Consider the following 12,868-nt stretch of genomic DNA (forward strand, 5'->3'; position numbering starts at 1 on the left):
TTTTCAAGAGTTTTAATTGGGTTTCAGATTGAATTGTTGGATATGGAGTTTTTGGTATTAATAAAGGCTACCTGAAAGTGCAGCGCAGCGAAGTTTCTGCGAAGCTAAAATTTTCAGGTAGCCTCTATCGGGCAGCCAACGCTGCTATTTGCCTGAGCCGATTTTGCTTTCCTTGCCGCTGAGCAGGTTTTGGATATTGCTGCGGTGACGCAGCAGCACCAGCGCGGCAATCACGGCAATGGCGGCCTGCCAGGAAGGCTGTTGCACCAGAAACATGGCGGCCAGCGGGCTGATTACGGTGGCGGTGAGTGCGGCCAGTGAAGAAATTTTCAGCCCGAAGGCCATCATTAGCCACACCGCCGCGCAAATCAGCGCCACTGGCCACGACAAAGCCAGCAGCACGCCCAGTGCGGTGGCCACGCCCTTGCCGCCCTTGAAGCCGAAAAACAGCGGCCACATATGCCCCGCCAAGACCGCCACGGCCACGGCAGCCACCACTTCGTCGGCCAGGCCAAAATACGATTGCAGCCATCGTGCGAGCAGCACGGCCACCAGGCCTTTGAGCGCGTCGCCCAAGAGCGTGAGCGCGGCGGCTTTTTTGCGGCCGCTGCGCAAAACATTGGTGGCGCCCGGGTTGCCCGAGCCGTAGCTGCGCGGGTCGTCCAGCCCGTAGAATTTGGATACGATAACGGCAAACGAGAGCGAGCCGATTAAGTAGGCGGCGACCACAGCGGCCAAGCCCCACACAGACAAGATGTCAGCCATAAGATTTTTTCACATTCAAACAAACGAGCCGGATTCTATCACGAGGACAAGCACAGCATGGATACCGTTTTTCTGCACGGCCTAAAAGCCCAAACCCTAATCGGTGTTTTCGACTGGGAGCGCCGCCAGCCGCAAACCGTGCTGCTGGATATCGACATCCGCGCCGATTTGGGTGCGGCGGAAAAGAGCGACAACGTGGCCGATACGATCAGCTACGCCGAGGCAGCGGAGCTGGTAACGGCGGCCTTGGCCGGCCAACAGTTTTTCCTGCTGGAAGCGCTGGCAGGCTATGTGGCGCAGCTGCTGCTCAAGCATTTCCCTTCTTGCGAGAGCGTGCGGATTAAGGCGGTGAAACCCGGCATCCTGCCCGGCGTGGCATCGGTGGGCGTAGTGATGGAGCGAGGCAGGGTAGAGGCTACCTGAAAAGATATAGTGGATTAAAACCAGAATGCTACGGCGTTGCCTTGCCGTACTGGTTGTACTGTCTGCGGCTCGCCGCCTTGCCCATTCTGATTTTAATCCGCTATAGCCAAAGTATTTTCCACTCTGCTAAGAGAGCGAACACGATATGCAGTGCATTGCTTCAGCCATCTCGCCGTTTAAACTTCGCCTAAGCTGTGCTTTCAGGTAGCCTCACAAATAAAAAAGCCGTCTGAACATTCAGACGGCTTTTGGTTTATTTCATAAAGTTTTTCAGCAGCATGGAAGCCACATCGTCCAGGCCGAAGCCGTCTGCGTCTTGCGTGCTGCCGTTGGGGGTGGCGTGGTCTACCAGGTTGGGCAGGATTTTGGCCAGCATCTCGCTTGCCTGGTTGGCATCCACGCCGAATTTCTGCGCCAGCTGGTTGACGGTGTCGCTGCCCAGTGCCTGTTGCAATTGGCTGCCGGACACGGGCATATTGCCGGACTGGTTGGAAACCCAGCTGCTGATGGCATCACCCAAGCCGCCTTGTTGCAGCTGGCTGATCAGGTTGCCCACGCCGCCGTGCTGTTTCACCAAATCCATCGCCATATCGGTGAGCGAGCCTTGGCCGCCGTCTTTGCCGCCCAGCATCTGGCTGGCCGCGTTCATCAGATTATCCATTAAAGCCATGATTTTTCCTTGTGTTTGTGTGAAAAGGGGCGCAGTGTAGCAAAGTTTGGGCGGCAGGGTGCGGGTTTAACCGAATTTAGCGGATGCAAAATGCGGGCGGCCATAAAAACAGCCGGCTGCCGCCGGCCGTTTGCCTGTTGTTTAACGGAATACCATGCCGCCGTCGGTGAGGATGGTTTGGCCGGTGATGTAGTCGGCGTCTTCCGAAGCCAGGAAGGATACCAGGTTGGCCACGTCTTCCGGTTGTTGCGGCCGGCCGGCGAGGATGCCTTTGGTAAATTCGTTCCACGCCTGTTTCGGCTGGTAGCCCTTGTGTTCTACGAATGCGGCGTCGATGCGCTCCCACATGGGGGTGTCGGCCACGCCCGGGCAATAGGCGTTCACGCGGATGTTGTAGGGGGCGAGTTCTTTTGAGGTGGAATGGGTGAACGAGCGTACCGCGTGCTTGGTGGCGCAATACAGGCTCAGCATTTCGTAGGATTCGTGGCCGGCGATGCTGCATGCGTTGATGATTTTGCCCACGCCCTGCTGTTTTTTCATTTGTTCGGCGGCGGCCTGCGTGCCGAAAATCACGCCCTTGATGTTGATGCCCAACACCCGGTCGATTTCATTTTCGTTCAGGCTCAAGAATGTGCCGACCGATTCTACGCCCGCGTTGTTGACAAACACGTCCACCCGCCCGAAGGCCTTGACTGCTTCGGCCACCAGGCGGAACTGGTCTTCCCGGCTGGCGGAATTGCCCTTTACGGCGATATTTTCAAACCCGGCGGCATCGAATTCCGCTTTAACCTTGTTCAGGTTGTCGGCGTTGATGTCGTGCAGCACCACGCGGAAGCCGTCTTTGGCCAAACGGGTGGCGATTGCTTTGCCCAAACCTGCGGCGGAACCGGTAACTACGGCTACTTTTTTCACATCGGTCATGGTAGATCTCCTTTTCGGGTGGGAATGCGGCCGTATGCCTTTGCGGCACGGCCGGCGAATGCCAGCCGCCCGAACAAGCGGACGGATGGCGGAAAGGGGGAATTTGAAATCTAAATGTGTGGTGTGTATCTGCATGAACAATGGCAGTAAAGTACCAAAAATCATAACAGATGTAAACAAAAGGGCAACAGATTGGTTTGCTTGGAAAATTTTATGCAGTTGGCAAAATCGGGTGAGGCTGTGGGCAGGGCTCGGGCAGTAAGGAGGAGCAACGCGTTAGGAAGGAGCAAGATACATAAAATCAGTTTATTGCGTGTTCCCAGATATAAGGGTATTTTTCAGATAGCCTTTTTCTCAATTAAAAACAGCCGCTTCAGGCTACCTGAAACGGCTGTGGTTTTATCCGCGTTGCTTATTTGGCGGTAGATGCGCCAGAGGCGGCTGCTGCAGAAGCGGCTGAAGCGGCGGCTGCACCTTCACCCCATACGGCAGGATATTTGTAGCCGACGAAGCGTTTGTGCGCGTAGTCTTTGAATTCTTGGGAATTGTAGGCGGCGGTTACGTCTTGTACCCATTGTGCGTCTTTATCGGCAGTGCGCACGGCAGACCAGTTGATGTAGGCGAAGCTGGGCTCTTGGAACAGGGCTTCGGCCAGTTTCATACCGGAAGACATAGCGTAGTTGCCGTTTACGATGGCGAAGTCTACGTCTTGGCGGCTACGCGGCAGGTTAGCGGCTTCCATTTCCACGAATTCGATATTTTTGGTGTTTTCAGCAATATCGGTGCGGGCGGCGCGCAGCGGGTCGATACCCTCTTTCAGTTTAATCCAGCCCAGGTTGTCAAGCATTACCAAAGCGCGGGCGAGGTTGGACGGATCGTTGGGGATGGAAACGGAGCTGCCGTTTTTCACCTGATCCAGTGCGGTGAGCTTGCCCGGGTAGATGCCCAAAGGAGCAGTCGGCACTTGGAATACTTCGGTCAGGTCGAGGTTGTGTTCGGCCTTGAAGGAGTCCAGATAAGGTTTGTGCTGGAAAATGTTGATGTCGATCGCACCCTCGGCCAGTGCCTGGTTGGGGGTAACGTAATCGGGGAACTCGGTAAGGGTAACAGTGTAGCCCTGTTTTTCCAGCATGGGCTGGATTTGGTCTTTAATCATGTCGGCAAAGTCGCCCGGGGTGGTGCCGAAGCGGATTTCCCGCTTGGCTTCGGCGGCTGGCTGGCTGCCGGCAGATGCGGCAGATGCTTGTGCACCGCTGCCGCTGTCTTGTCCGCCGCAGGCGGCCAGGGTCATGCCCAGCACGGCGGCGCAGGTGAGTTTCCATAATGCTTTCATTGAGTGTCTCCTTATACAATGGATAAACAGGTTGAGAAAAAACGGATTAGCGTTTGTCTAAACGGGCGGCTAAATGGTTGCCGAGCGTTTGGATGCAGACCACTAAGGCCGAGAGTAGGGCTACTACTGTCCACAACACATCAGCCATATAGCGCTGATGGCCGTAACGGATGCCAAGGTCACCCACGCCGCCGCCGCCGATTAAGCCGGCAGCGGCACTGGTGCCCAGCGTGGCAATAATCAGGATGGCAATGCTGCGTACGAGGCCGGCACGGGCTTCGTTGAGCAAAACTTTGGTGATGATGGTCATGGGTTTGGCACCCATGGCCAGCGCGGCTTCCACCACACCTTTAGGCACTTCGGCCAAATTTTGTTCCACCAGCCGCGCAAAATAAAACATGGCGGCCACGCTGAGCGAAATAGAGGCGGCCACCGGGCCGAATGTGGTACCCATGATCATGCGGGTGGGTTTCATCATCACAATCATGAGGATGACGAAGGGGAAGGCGCGGATAAAGTCGATGGTGAAGCCTAAAATATGGTTCACGCGGCGGTTGGCAAAAATCTGATTTTTACCGGTGGTGTAGAGCCATACTCCGAGCAGGCCACCGATGATGATGCTGACAATGCCGGAAATGCCAAGCATGATGGCGGTTTCGCCGAAGGCCTTGTAAAACTCCGGCCGCAGGCGCATCAGATTTTCCCAAATATCGTATTGCTGCCCCATTTCAATCCTCCTGTACCAATTCGCGCCCGATGTCGGTGTGCGCCAGAATCTGCTTGTCGCGCACGTCGGCCACTTCCAGTAAGTGCCCTTGATGCAGCAGGGCGGTGCGGCGGCACAGGCGGCGGATGACGCTCATTTCGTGGGTAACAATCACGATGGTTACGTTGAAACGGCAGTTGATGTCTTGCAAACAGTCGAGCACGCTGCGGGTGGTGGCTGGGTCGAGCGCGGAGGTGGGTTCGTCGGCCAGAATCACGTGGGGGTTGGGCGCAAGCGCACGGGCAATGCCCACGCGCTGTTTCTGCCCGCCGGAAAGTTGGGCGGGGTAGTGCTGCGCGCGGTCGGACAGGCCGACAATCTGCAAACATTCGCGCACGCGTTCGTTGATTTTGCTTTTGCTCCAGCCGGCAATTTCCAGCGGGAAGGCTACGTTGCCGGCCACGGTGCGGTTGGCGAGCAGGTTGAACTGCTGAAACACCATGCCGATGTTTTGGCGGGCGGTGCGCAGCTGGGCGGGGCTCATGGCGGTGAGGTCTTGGCCGTCTACCAGCACTTTGCCGCTGTCGGGGAGTTCCAGCAGGTTGATCAGGCGCAGCAGGGTGGATTTGCCCGCGCCGGAATAGCCCATCAACCCGAACACCTCACCTTGGTCGATGCTCAGGCTTAAGGGATGCACGGCCATGAATTGGTTGCTTTTGCCGTGATGATAGCTTTTACAAACGGAATCCAGAATAATCATGATGTTGTTGTATGGCCGCCTCACTCTGCGGCTGCAAAGATTTAAAGCCCACTGGATCAACAATGGGCTTAAAACAGAGGTGCGTGTTATAAATAGTACGCTTTAGCTGTTTTAACGCCCGCAAGCTGTATCAAATCGGCGTAAATAATGATGGCGTATTTAATGCCCAAATATGGGTTTTGTCAAGAGCGGCTGTTTGCCGGGCTGTGTTTCAAGCTCGCCGGTTTCGGGTATAATCTTGCTATTTTGGCGGGTGAGCCGCCGTTTCTTCAGCCAACTAACTTTTGGAGCAGAGTGCATGAGCGCCATTATTGATATTTTCGCCCGCGAGATTCTCGATTCACGCGGCAATCCCACCGTAGAATGCGATGTGTTGCTGGAAAGCGGCGTGATGGGGCGCGCGGCCGTGCCCAGCGGCGCTTCCACCGGCCAGAAAGAAGCGCTGGAGCTGCGCGACGGCGATGCCGCACGCTATTTGGGCAAAGGTGTGCTCAAAGCCGTAGAACATGTGAACAACGAAATTGCCCAAGCCATTATCGGCATTGATGCTTCCGAGCAGAGCTATATCGACAAAGTGCTGGTGGAATTAGACGGCACGGACAACAAAGGCCGCCTCGGCGCCAATGCCACTTTGGCCGTATCTATGGCTGTGGCACGCGCTGCCGCCGAAGATGCCGGCCTGCCGCTCTACCGCTATTTGGGCGGCGCTGGGCCGATGGCGATGCCGGTGCCGATGATGAACGTGATCAACGGCGGAGAACACGCCAACAACAGCCTGGATATTCAGGAATTCATGATTATGCCGGTAGGCGCGGTCAGCTTCCGCGAGGCCTTGCGCTGTGGTGCGGAAGTGTTCCACCACTTGAAAAAAATCTGCCACGATAAAGGCTTCCCCACCACTGTGGGCGATGAAGGCGGCTTTGCCCCCAATTTGGGCAGCCACGCCGAAGCTTTGGATTTGATTTTGGAAGCCGTGAAAGCTGCTGGCTACGAAGCGGGCAAAGACGTGCTGCTCGCACTTGATTGCGCTTCCAGCGAGTTTTATAAAGAAGGCAAATACCACCTCTCCGCCGAAGGCAAAGCGCTGACCAGCGCCGAATTTGCCGATTATCTGGCCGATTTGGCCAATCGCTATCCGATTGTTTCGATCGAAGACGGCATGGACGAAAACGACCGCGAAGGCTGGAAGCTGCTCACGAATAAGCTTGGCGGCAAAGTGCAGCTGGTGGGCGACGACTTGTTTGTTACCAACCCGAAAATCCTGGCCGAAGGCATTAAAGAAGGCATTGCCAACGCCCTGCTGGTGAAAGTGAACCAAATCGGCACCCTGAGCGAAACCCTGAAAGCCGTGGAGCTGGCTAAACGCAACCGCTACGCCAGCGTGATGAGCCACCGCTCCGGCGAAACCGAAGACAGCACCATTGCCGATTTGGCTGTGGCCACCAACTGCATGCAGATTAAAACCGGTTCGCTTTCCCGCTCCGACCGCATGGCCAAATACAACCAGCTGCTGCGCATTGAAGAAGAGCTGGGCGAAGCCGCTTATTATCCCGGCCAGGCTGCGTTTTACCATTTGGCTCGCTAAAGGCTACCTGAAACATGAAATGGGTAACCGTGGTATTGGCCGTGGCGCTGGTGTGGTTGCAACATGATCTGTGGCTAGCCAAAGGCGGCTGGCGCGATATGTGGCGGCTGGAGGCTGAAGCTGAGCGCCAGCGGCAGGCCAACCAAAGCCTGGTGCTGCGTAATCAGGCTTTGACAGCCGAAGTGGAAAATCTGCGCACCGGGAAAGATGCCATCGCCGAAATCGCCCGCACCGATTTGGGCTATGTGGGGCCGGGCGAAGTGTATTACCGCGTTTTGCCCGCTTCCGAGGCGGCAGCAGGGAGTGCAGCGGCCGAATAATGTGTCCGCATCCTTTTCAGGTAGCCTCATCCGCCGGACAGGCTACCTGAAAATAATCACGCTGAATTTTTTCCCATCCGTTTTGAAGGAGAAGTTATGAAAGCATCATTGAAAACCTGCTTGCCTTGGCTGTTGGTTTCCGCTGCCGTTTTGCTGCTGAATGCCTGCCAGATTTTGCCGGTGCGATAGCCCGGTTTGTTTTTCAGGTAGCCTTTCTTGATCAGTAGAGGCTACCTGAAAATATTTCCGCAACCAGATTGAATCCTTTGTGAACACTTCCGCCATTGCCGCCGACCGCCTGGGCTCAGGCTGGATGGTGGTTTCCGCCGCCCTGTTTGCCCTGATGGGCGCGTTTGCCAAAGCCGCCGGCAGCCGTTTCGGCTTCAGTTTTAACGAGCTGGTGTTTTGGCGCATGCTGTTTGGCCTGGTGGCGATCGGGCTGCCTGAATGGTGGCGCCACAAGCCCTTCCGCACACCCTATCTGAAATCGCACCTCAATCGCAGCATCACCGGCTCGGTGGCGCTCCTGCTTTCGTTCTTCGCGCTCACCCGCCTGCCGCTGGCCACTGCCATCACGCTCAATTACACTTCTTCGCTGTTTTTGGCCTTGCTTTCCTTCATTTTCCTTAAGGAAAGAATTGCCCCGCTGATGTTGGCCGCGCTTTTGATGGGCTTCGGCGGCATCATCATCCTGCTCCAGCCCACCATTGCCGCCGAGCAGCAGCTTGCCGGCCTCATCGGCCTGATTTCCGGCGTGTGTTCCGGCTGGGCATATTTGCAGGTGCGCGAACTCTCGCAGCTGGGCGAACCCAGCTGGCGCGTGGTGTTTTACTTCTGCTGCGTGGCCACGGCCATGTCGGGCATATTGGCCTGCATCAACGGCTGGCAGCTGCCCACCGTCCAATCGCTGCCCTACCTGTTCGGCTTGGGTGCTGCCGGCACACTCGGCCAGCTGGCGATGACCCGCGCCTACCAAGTGGGGCGCAAGCTCACGGTGGCTTCGCTGTCCTACCTCACTGTGGTATTTTCCACCCTGCTGGGCATTTTCTGGCTGGGCGATAGCACCAGTTGGCACGAAATCATCGGTATGTTGGTGATTGTATGCGCCGGCGTATTGGGCAGTTTTGCCAAGGGCAAATAAAGGGGCTTAAAGGCTACCTGAAAGCAAGGCGAACAATTTATCCACTGTATTTAAAGGAGAAAATTATGATCAAAAGCATGACCGGTTTTGCCAACGGCAGTGCCGAGCATGGCAGAAAACGCCTGTATATCGAACTGCGCGCGGTCAATCACCGCTATCTCGACATCCAATTCAAAATGCCCGAAGACCTGCGCCACCTCGAAGGCGCATTGCGCGAAGCCGTATCCGCCCACGCCGCACGCGGCAAAATCGAATGCCGCATCCAGCTGCGCCACGGCGAGCAGGCCGGTGGCGAGCAAGAATTGCGACTGAACAAAAAATTGGTTGCCCGGCTGGCTAAAATCAACAACAAAATCTGTAAGAAACACCCCGATATTCAACGCTTGGGCGTGGCCGACATCCTCGCTTTCCCCGGCGTGCTGGCTGCTCCGGCGGAAGAAATCGGCGATTTGGACGAAGCCGTGTTGCAGCTTATCAACGAAGTGCTGGTCGCCTTCAACCAGGCCCGCAGCCGCGAGGGCGAGCAGTTGCAGCAACACCTACTGCAGCGTTTGCAACAGATGGAACAGATTCTGGACGCATTGGCCGCCGCTTTCCCACAGCTGCTGCAACAGCATATGGACAAAGTGCGCCAGCGGCTGCGCGAAGCGGTGGGCGACGTGGAAAACGACCGCCTGCAGCAAGAGTTTGCCCTGTTTATGCAGAAGGCAGACGTGGACGAAGAATTCAGCCGCCTGCGCACCCACATCGCCGAAGTGCGCCGCATCGTGAGCAGCCGGCCCAAAGGCAGCATCGGCAAGCGCCTGGATTTCCTAATGCAGGAACTCAACCGCGAAGCCAACACGCTGGGCAGCAAATCCATTGCCGCCGAATGCACCCAGGCCTCGGTGGAGCTGAAAGTGCTCATCGAGCAGATGCGCGAGCAAGTACAGAATATTGAGTGATATTGGTGCAGACGGAAAAGGCTACCTGAACAATCAGGTAGCCTTTTGTTGTTGTCGCGAAAGGGATGGATAGTTGGCAGTACGATACCGCCGCTTTCAGGTAGCCTCCAACTTAGGCTTCGTTATTTATCAGCCAGGGCGTAGATGGCGCCGAGGTTGCGCCACATGCCGCTGGCGTCCATGCCGTAGCCGAACACGTAGCGGTTGGGCACGTGGATGCCCACATAATCGGCAGTGATCGGTTTGGGGCGGTTGATGTCTTTGTTGGCGAACACGGCGGTGCGGCAGGAGGCGGCGCCCATTTCCATCACTTGTTTGTGGATGGCGGCCATGGTGTGGCCTTCGTCCAGGATGTCGTCGAGTACCAAAACGTGGCGGCCTTCCACGCTGTTTTGCGGGGCGCGCAGCCAGTTGAGCTGCACGCTGCCGCTTAGTTCGCTGCCGTAGCGGGAAACATGTACGTAGTCGAAATCGAGCGGGAAACGCAAAAGGGGCAGGAGCTGGCCGGTAAATACGACGGCACCGCCCATCACGGGCAGGAGCAGGGGATATTGGCCGGCCAGATCGGCGGTAATCTCTTCAGCCATACGCTCCAGGGCGGCGCGGCAGGTGGCTTCGTCGAACAGGAGGTCGGCTTTTTCCAGGATGCCGTTGGCTTGCTGGAAACGTTGTTGGATGGTCATGCGGGGATGTCCTTGCGGGTTTGGTGTAGGCTACCTGAAAATGATACCGTGTACACGCCTTAGGAGGCGAATTCAGAAATGGTGATTTCTACGTTTCGGCCTTTACGCTCAAAAAGAGTGGCGCGGGTGTAGGGGGTGGCAGGGCTGTCCTGGAAGAATCTGACCAGCACACGGTTCGGGCCGGGGCGGTTGATGACGAGTTTGATCGGGTAGGCCTCGTTTTGGCCGTCGCCGTCATAGTCGAAGTGGGCTTGGCTGTTGCGGGTGAAGGTGCGTGTGGGCAGGGTGCGCGGCAGATGGGGATGGTCGAGCTGCAGGATGTGGTTTTCGTTTTGGTTGGCGCGCATGGCGGCGTAGGCTTGGGCGAGGGTGCCGTTGTGATAGGTGCAGCGGTATACGGTGGGTACGCCTTGTTGAACCGGCTGGGGGTTGCATTCGAGATTGCCGGCAGCGGCGAAGGGGGTGGCGATGAGAAGGGCGAGCAGTAGGGGTTGGGTACGCATTTGGGTTTTCCTATAAAAAGATTGATTAAGAAGGCTACCTGAAAACGGGGGCTTCAACGGAAATTGAAAGCTGCGCTGTTTTTCAGGTAGCCTGAATTATAGTACAGGGCAAGGGGCGTTAGTATGTGCCTTCCACCAAAATATCGCGGGTAACGGTTTGGATATTGCGGTGGCCGGTGAAGGCCATGGTGATGTCCATTTCGTTGTAGAGGATTTCCAGCGCACGGGTGACGCCTGCTTCGCCGTAGGCGCCCAGCCCGTAGATGTAGGTGCGGCCGATGAGCACGCCGCGCGCGCCCAATGCCCAAGCGCGTAGGATGTCTTGGCCGCTGCGGATGCCGCCGTCCATCCACACTTCGATATCGTTTCCGACGGCGGAAACGATACGGGGCAGGGCACGGATGGAGGAGGGGGCGCCGTCGAGCTGGCGGCCGCCGTGGTTGGACACTACGATGGCATCCGCGCCACTTTTCACGGCGGCTTCGGCGTCTTCCGGATCCATGATGCCTTTGATGATGAGTTTGCCGCCCCATTCGTCTTTGATGCGGGCCACGTCGTCCCAGCTCAGGCCGGGGTCGAACTGCTCGGCCGTCCAGGCGGAGAGGGAGCTCATGTCGCTCACGCCTTTAACGTGGCCTTCGATGTTGCCGAAGCCGCGCCGTTGGGTGTTGAGCATGCCCAAGCCCCATTCGGGCTTGGTGGCGAGGTTGAGCAGGTTCATCAGGGTGGGCTTGGGCGGGGTGGAGAGGCCGTTTTTGATGTCTTTGTGGCGCTGGCCGAGCACCTGCAAATCGGCGGTGAGCACGAGGGCGGAGCATTGGGCGGCTTTGGCGCGGCGGATGAGGTCGCGCATGAATTCGCGGTCGCGCATCACATAAAGCTGAAACCAGAAGGGATCGGGGCTGTTGGCGGCCACGTCTTCGATGGAGCAGATGCTCATGGTGGAGAGGATGTAGGGCACGCCGAATTTGGCGGCGGCGCGGGCGGCGAGGATTTCGCCGTCGGCATGCTGCATGCCGGTGAGGCCGACGGGGGCGAGGGCGAGCGGCATTTTCACGGTTTGCCCGATCATTTTGCTCTCGAGGCTGCGGTTTTCCATATCCACCAGCACGCGCTGGCGGAACAGGATGGATTGAAAGTCGGCTTCGTTGGCGCGGTAGGTGGATTCGGTCCACGAGCCGGTGTCGGCGTAGTCGTAGAACATTTTGGGCACTCTGCGCCGGGCGATGCGCTGGAGGTCGGCGATGCAGGTGATTTTGCTGAGATGGGAAGTCATGGGGATGCCTTTTGCTTGTTGGAATGAGGCCGCCGCTGATGTGTGGCGGGAAGCGATAAGGATTATATCGCTACCGCAAATTATCTTCACTTTCGTGAGGTTTGGCTTCGCCATGCTGCATTGCGCACACTGTTGCAGTGCATTAGTTTGTATTGAAAGTGAATTAACTAGGCTGTAATGGGTTGGGCAATGGAAAAGGCTACCTGAAAGTTTTCAGGTAGCCTTTGTATAGCATGCAGCGCAGATTATTTGTCGAGGCGGCGGGTTTCTACGATGCGGCCGTCGGCAACCATCTGGGGCAGTTCGTCGCGTTTGATTTGGATGCGCTCGGATTCGTCCCAAGTGATGTTGGAGAGGTCGCCGTTCAGGTCTTGTTTGGCGCCTTCAGGCACTTCCCAGGCGGCATCTTCGGTGATTACGATGATGTGGTTGGACTGCACTTCCACCACTTTCATCAGGCCGTAGGCCACGGATTGCTCTTTGCCGTTTTGACCGAAACCTTGATCGGAGAATGAGCTGAGTTTTGCGGCGTAGAGGTCGCCTACTTTGGGTTCGGCCAATACAGAATCAAGAGCAGGTGCGGTAGCAGCGGGTTGTGCGCCGCTGGCTGCGGCGGATTGAGCCGGAGCAGAGCTGTTGGTTTGGCCGCCGCAGGCTGCCAATACGGAAATGAGGGCTAAAGCGAGTAAGCGTTGTTTCATAGTTAAAGTCCTTACGATTGTTAAATTGACACTGAGGGCTTTCGTGTTCGAAAACGGTTGTATTGTCGCAGTTTTACTGGAAATGTACAAATTATTACGTTCTTGGCAGCGCATAGTGTTCAGGCTACCTGAAACCG

The 12,868-nt window shown here is 56.8% G+C and carries 15 protein-coding genes; 5 read left to right on the forward strand and 10 right to left on the reverse strand.

Annotated features, from left to right (window positions below; translation table 11 throughout):
* Positions 1-144: 144 nt before the first annotated feature.
* The gene (plsY, locus tag CKV94_RS06980; protein WP_003824055.1) at positions 145-765 is read right to left on the reverse strand and encodes a glycerol-3-phosphate 1-O-acyltransferase PlsY; all 621 of its coding nucleotides are present in this window, start codon (positions 763-765) and stop codon (positions 145-147) included.
* Between the two features lie 57 nt (positions 766-822).
* Here plsY and CKV94_RS06985 point away from each other — a divergent pair, with 57 nt between their 5' ends.
* The gene (locus CKV94_RS06985; RefSeq protein ID WP_003824056.1) at positions 823-1,188 is read left to right on the forward strand and encodes a dihydroneopterin aldolase; all 366 of its coding nucleotides are present in this window, start codon (positions 823-825) and stop codon (positions 1,186-1,188) included.
* 253 nt (positions 1,189-1,441) lie between these two features.
* Here the strand turns inward: CKV94_RS06985 and CKV94_RS06990 are convergent, their stop codons facing one another.
* The 5 genes from CKV94_RS06990 to CKV94_RS07015 all read right to left on the reverse strand — a co-directional run bounded on the left by CKV94_RS06990 (position 1,442) and on the right by CKV94_RS07015 (position 5,578).
* Complete coding sequence (locus tag CKV94_RS06990) at positions 1,442-1,858, reverse strand: YidB family protein (RefSeq protein ID WP_003824059.1); 417 nt, start codon at positions 1,856-1,858, stop codon at positions 1,442-1,444.
* 141 nt (positions 1,859-1,999) lie between these two features.
* Positions 2,000-2,779: an acetoin reductase gene (locus CKV94_RS06995; RefSeq protein WP_003824060.1), complete on the reverse strand. Its 780-nt coding sequence runs from the start codon at positions 2,777-2,779 to the stop codon at positions 2,000-2,002.
* 412 nt (positions 2,780-3,191) lie between these two features.
* Positions 3,192-4,112, reverse strand: a complete 921-nt coding sequence (locus CKV94_RS07005; RefSeq protein ID WP_003824062.1) for a MetQ/NlpA family ABC transporter substrate-binding protein — start codon at positions 4,110-4,112, stop codon at positions 3,192-3,194.
* Positions 4,113-4,158: 46 nt separating this feature from the next.
* Positions 4,159-4,839, reverse strand: coding sequence for a methionine ABC transporter permease (locus tag CKV94_RS07010; RefSeq protein ID WP_003824063.1), 681 nt, complete (start codon positions 4,837-4,839; stop codon positions 4,159-4,161).
* 1 nt (position 4,840) lies between these two features.
* Complete coding sequence (locus tag CKV94_RS07015) at positions 4,841-5,578, reverse strand: methionine ABC transporter ATP-binding protein (RefSeq protein WP_003824064.1); 738 nt, start codon at positions 5,576-5,578, stop codon at positions 4,841-4,843.
* Positions 5,579-5,876: 298 nt separating this feature from the next.
* Between CKV94_RS07015 and eno the strand changes: the two genes are divergently transcribed.
* The 4 genes from eno to CKV94_RS07035 all read left to right on the forward strand — a co-directional run bounded on the left by eno (position 5,877) and on the right by CKV94_RS07035 (position 9,568).
* Positions 5,877-7,163: a phosphopyruvate hydratase gene (gene eno, locus CKV94_RS07020; protein ID WP_003824068.1), complete on the forward strand. Its 1,287-nt coding sequence runs from the start codon at positions 5,877-5,879 to the stop codon at positions 7,161-7,163.
* 14 nt (positions 7,164-7,177) lie between these two features.
* Entirely contained in the window at positions 7,178-7,483 is a 306-nt protein-coding gene (ftsB, locus tag CKV94_RS07025) for a cell division protein FtsB (protein WP_003824069.1), read from the forward strand.
* Between the two features lie 313 nt (positions 7,484-7,796).
* Positions 7,797-8,624, forward strand: coding sequence for a DMT family transporter (locus CKV94_RS07030; RefSeq protein ID WP_003824071.1), 828 nt, complete (start codon positions 7,797-7,799; stop codon positions 8,622-8,624).
* 65 nt (positions 8,625-8,689) lie between these two features.
* A complete protein-coding gene (locus tag CKV94_RS07035; RefSeq protein WP_141744229.1) occupies positions 8,690-9,568 on the forward strand; it encodes a YicC/YloC family endoribonuclease in 879 nt (292 codons plus the stop codon).
* 122 nt (positions 9,569-9,690) lie between these two features.
* Here the strand turns inward: CKV94_RS07035 and CKV94_RS07040 are convergent, their stop codons facing one another.
* The 4 genes from CKV94_RS07040 to CKV94_RS07055 form a co-directional block, all read right to left on the reverse strand.
* Positions 9,691-10,251 (reverse strand): hypoxanthine-guanine phosphoribosyltransferase, encoded by a 561-nt coding sequence (locus tag CKV94_RS07040; protein WP_003824073.1) that lies wholly within the window; start codon positions 10,249-10,251, stop codon positions 9,691-9,693.
* Between the two features lie 59 nt (positions 10,252-10,310).
* The gene (locus tag CKV94_RS07045) at positions 10,311-10,754 is read right to left on the reverse strand and encodes a hypothetical protein (protein ID WP_003824075.1); all 444 of its coding nucleotides are present in this window, start codon (positions 10,752-10,754) and stop codon (positions 10,311-10,313) included.
* Positions 10,755-10,872: 118 nt separating this feature from the next.
* Positions 10,873-12,030: an alpha-hydroxy acid oxidase gene (locus tag CKV94_RS07050; RefSeq protein ID WP_035580765.1), complete on the reverse strand. Its 1,158-nt coding sequence runs from the start codon at positions 12,028-12,030 to the stop codon at positions 10,873-10,875.
* A gap of 245 nt (positions 12,031-12,275) precedes the next feature.
* Complete coding sequence (locus CKV94_RS07055) at positions 12,276-12,731, reverse strand: hypothetical protein (RefSeq protein WP_003824078.1); 456 nt, start codon at positions 12,729-12,731, stop codon at positions 12,276-12,278.
* Positions 12,732-12,868 lie beyond the last annotated feature (137 nt).

The organism is Eikenella corrodens, assembly GCF_900187105.1.
GTDB lineage: Bacteria > Pseudomonadota > Gammaproteobacteria > Burkholderiales > Neisseriaceae > Eikenella > Eikenella corrodens.

Excerpts from the sequence above, each read along its gene's own strand:
- plsY (WP_003824055.1), bottom strand. The coding sequence starts at position 765 with ATGGCTGACATCTTGTCTGTGTGGGGCTTGGCCGCTGTGGTCGCCGCC.
- CKV94_RS06985 (WP_003824056.1), top strand. The coding sequence starts at position 823 with ATGGATACCGTTTTTCTGCACGGCCTAAAAGCCCAAACCCTAATCGGT.
- CKV94_RS06990 (WP_003824059.1), bottom strand. The coding sequence starts at position 1,858 with ATGGCTTTAATGGATAATCTGATGAACGCGGCCAGCCAGATGCTGGGC.
- CKV94_RS06995 (WP_003824060.1), bottom strand. The coding sequence starts at position 2,779 with ATGACCGATGTGAAAAAAGTAGCCGTAGTTACCGGTTCCGCCGCAGGT.
- CKV94_RS07005 (WP_003824062.1), bottom strand. The coding sequence starts at position 4,112 with ATGAAAGCATTATGGAAACTCACCTGCGCCGCCGTGCTGGGCATGACC.
- CKV94_RS07010 (WP_003824063.1), bottom strand. The coding sequence starts at position 4,839 with ATGGGGCAGCAATACGATATTTGGGAAAATCTGATGCGCCTGCGGCCG.
- CKV94_RS07015 (WP_003824064.1), bottom strand. The coding sequence starts at position 5,578 with ATGATTATTCTGGATTCCGTTTGTAAAAGCTATCATCACGGCAAAAGC.
- eno (WP_003824068.1), top strand. The coding sequence starts at position 5,877 with ATGAGCGCCATTATTGATATTTTCGCCCGCGAGATTCTCGATTCACGC.
- ftsB (WP_003824069.1), top strand. The coding sequence starts at position 7,178 with ATGAAATGGGTAACCGTGGTATTGGCCGTGGCGCTGGTGTGGTTGCAA.
- CKV94_RS07030 (WP_003824071.1), top strand. The coding sequence starts at position 7,797 with ATGGTGGTTTCCGCCGCCCTGTTTGCCCTGATGGGCGCGTTTGCCAAA.
- CKV94_RS07035 (WP_141744229.1), top strand. The coding sequence starts at position 8,690 with ATGATCAAAAGCATGACCGGTTTTGCCAACGGCAGTGCCGAGCATGGC.
- CKV94_RS07040 (WP_003824073.1), bottom strand. The coding sequence starts at position 10,251 with ATGACCATCCAACAACGTTTCCAGCAAGCCAACGGCATCCTGGAAAAA.
- CKV94_RS07045 (WP_003824075.1), bottom strand. The coding sequence starts at position 10,754 with ATGCGTACCCAACCCCTACTGCTCGCCCTTCTCATCGCCACCCCCTTC.
- CKV94_RS07050 (WP_035580765.1), bottom strand. The coding sequence starts at position 12,030 with ATGACTTCCCATCTCAGCAAAATCACCTGCATCGCCGACCTCCAGCGC.
- CKV94_RS07055 (WP_003824078.1), bottom strand. The coding sequence starts at position 12,731 with ATGAAACAACGCTTACTCGCTTTAGCCCTCATTTCCGTATTGGCAGCC.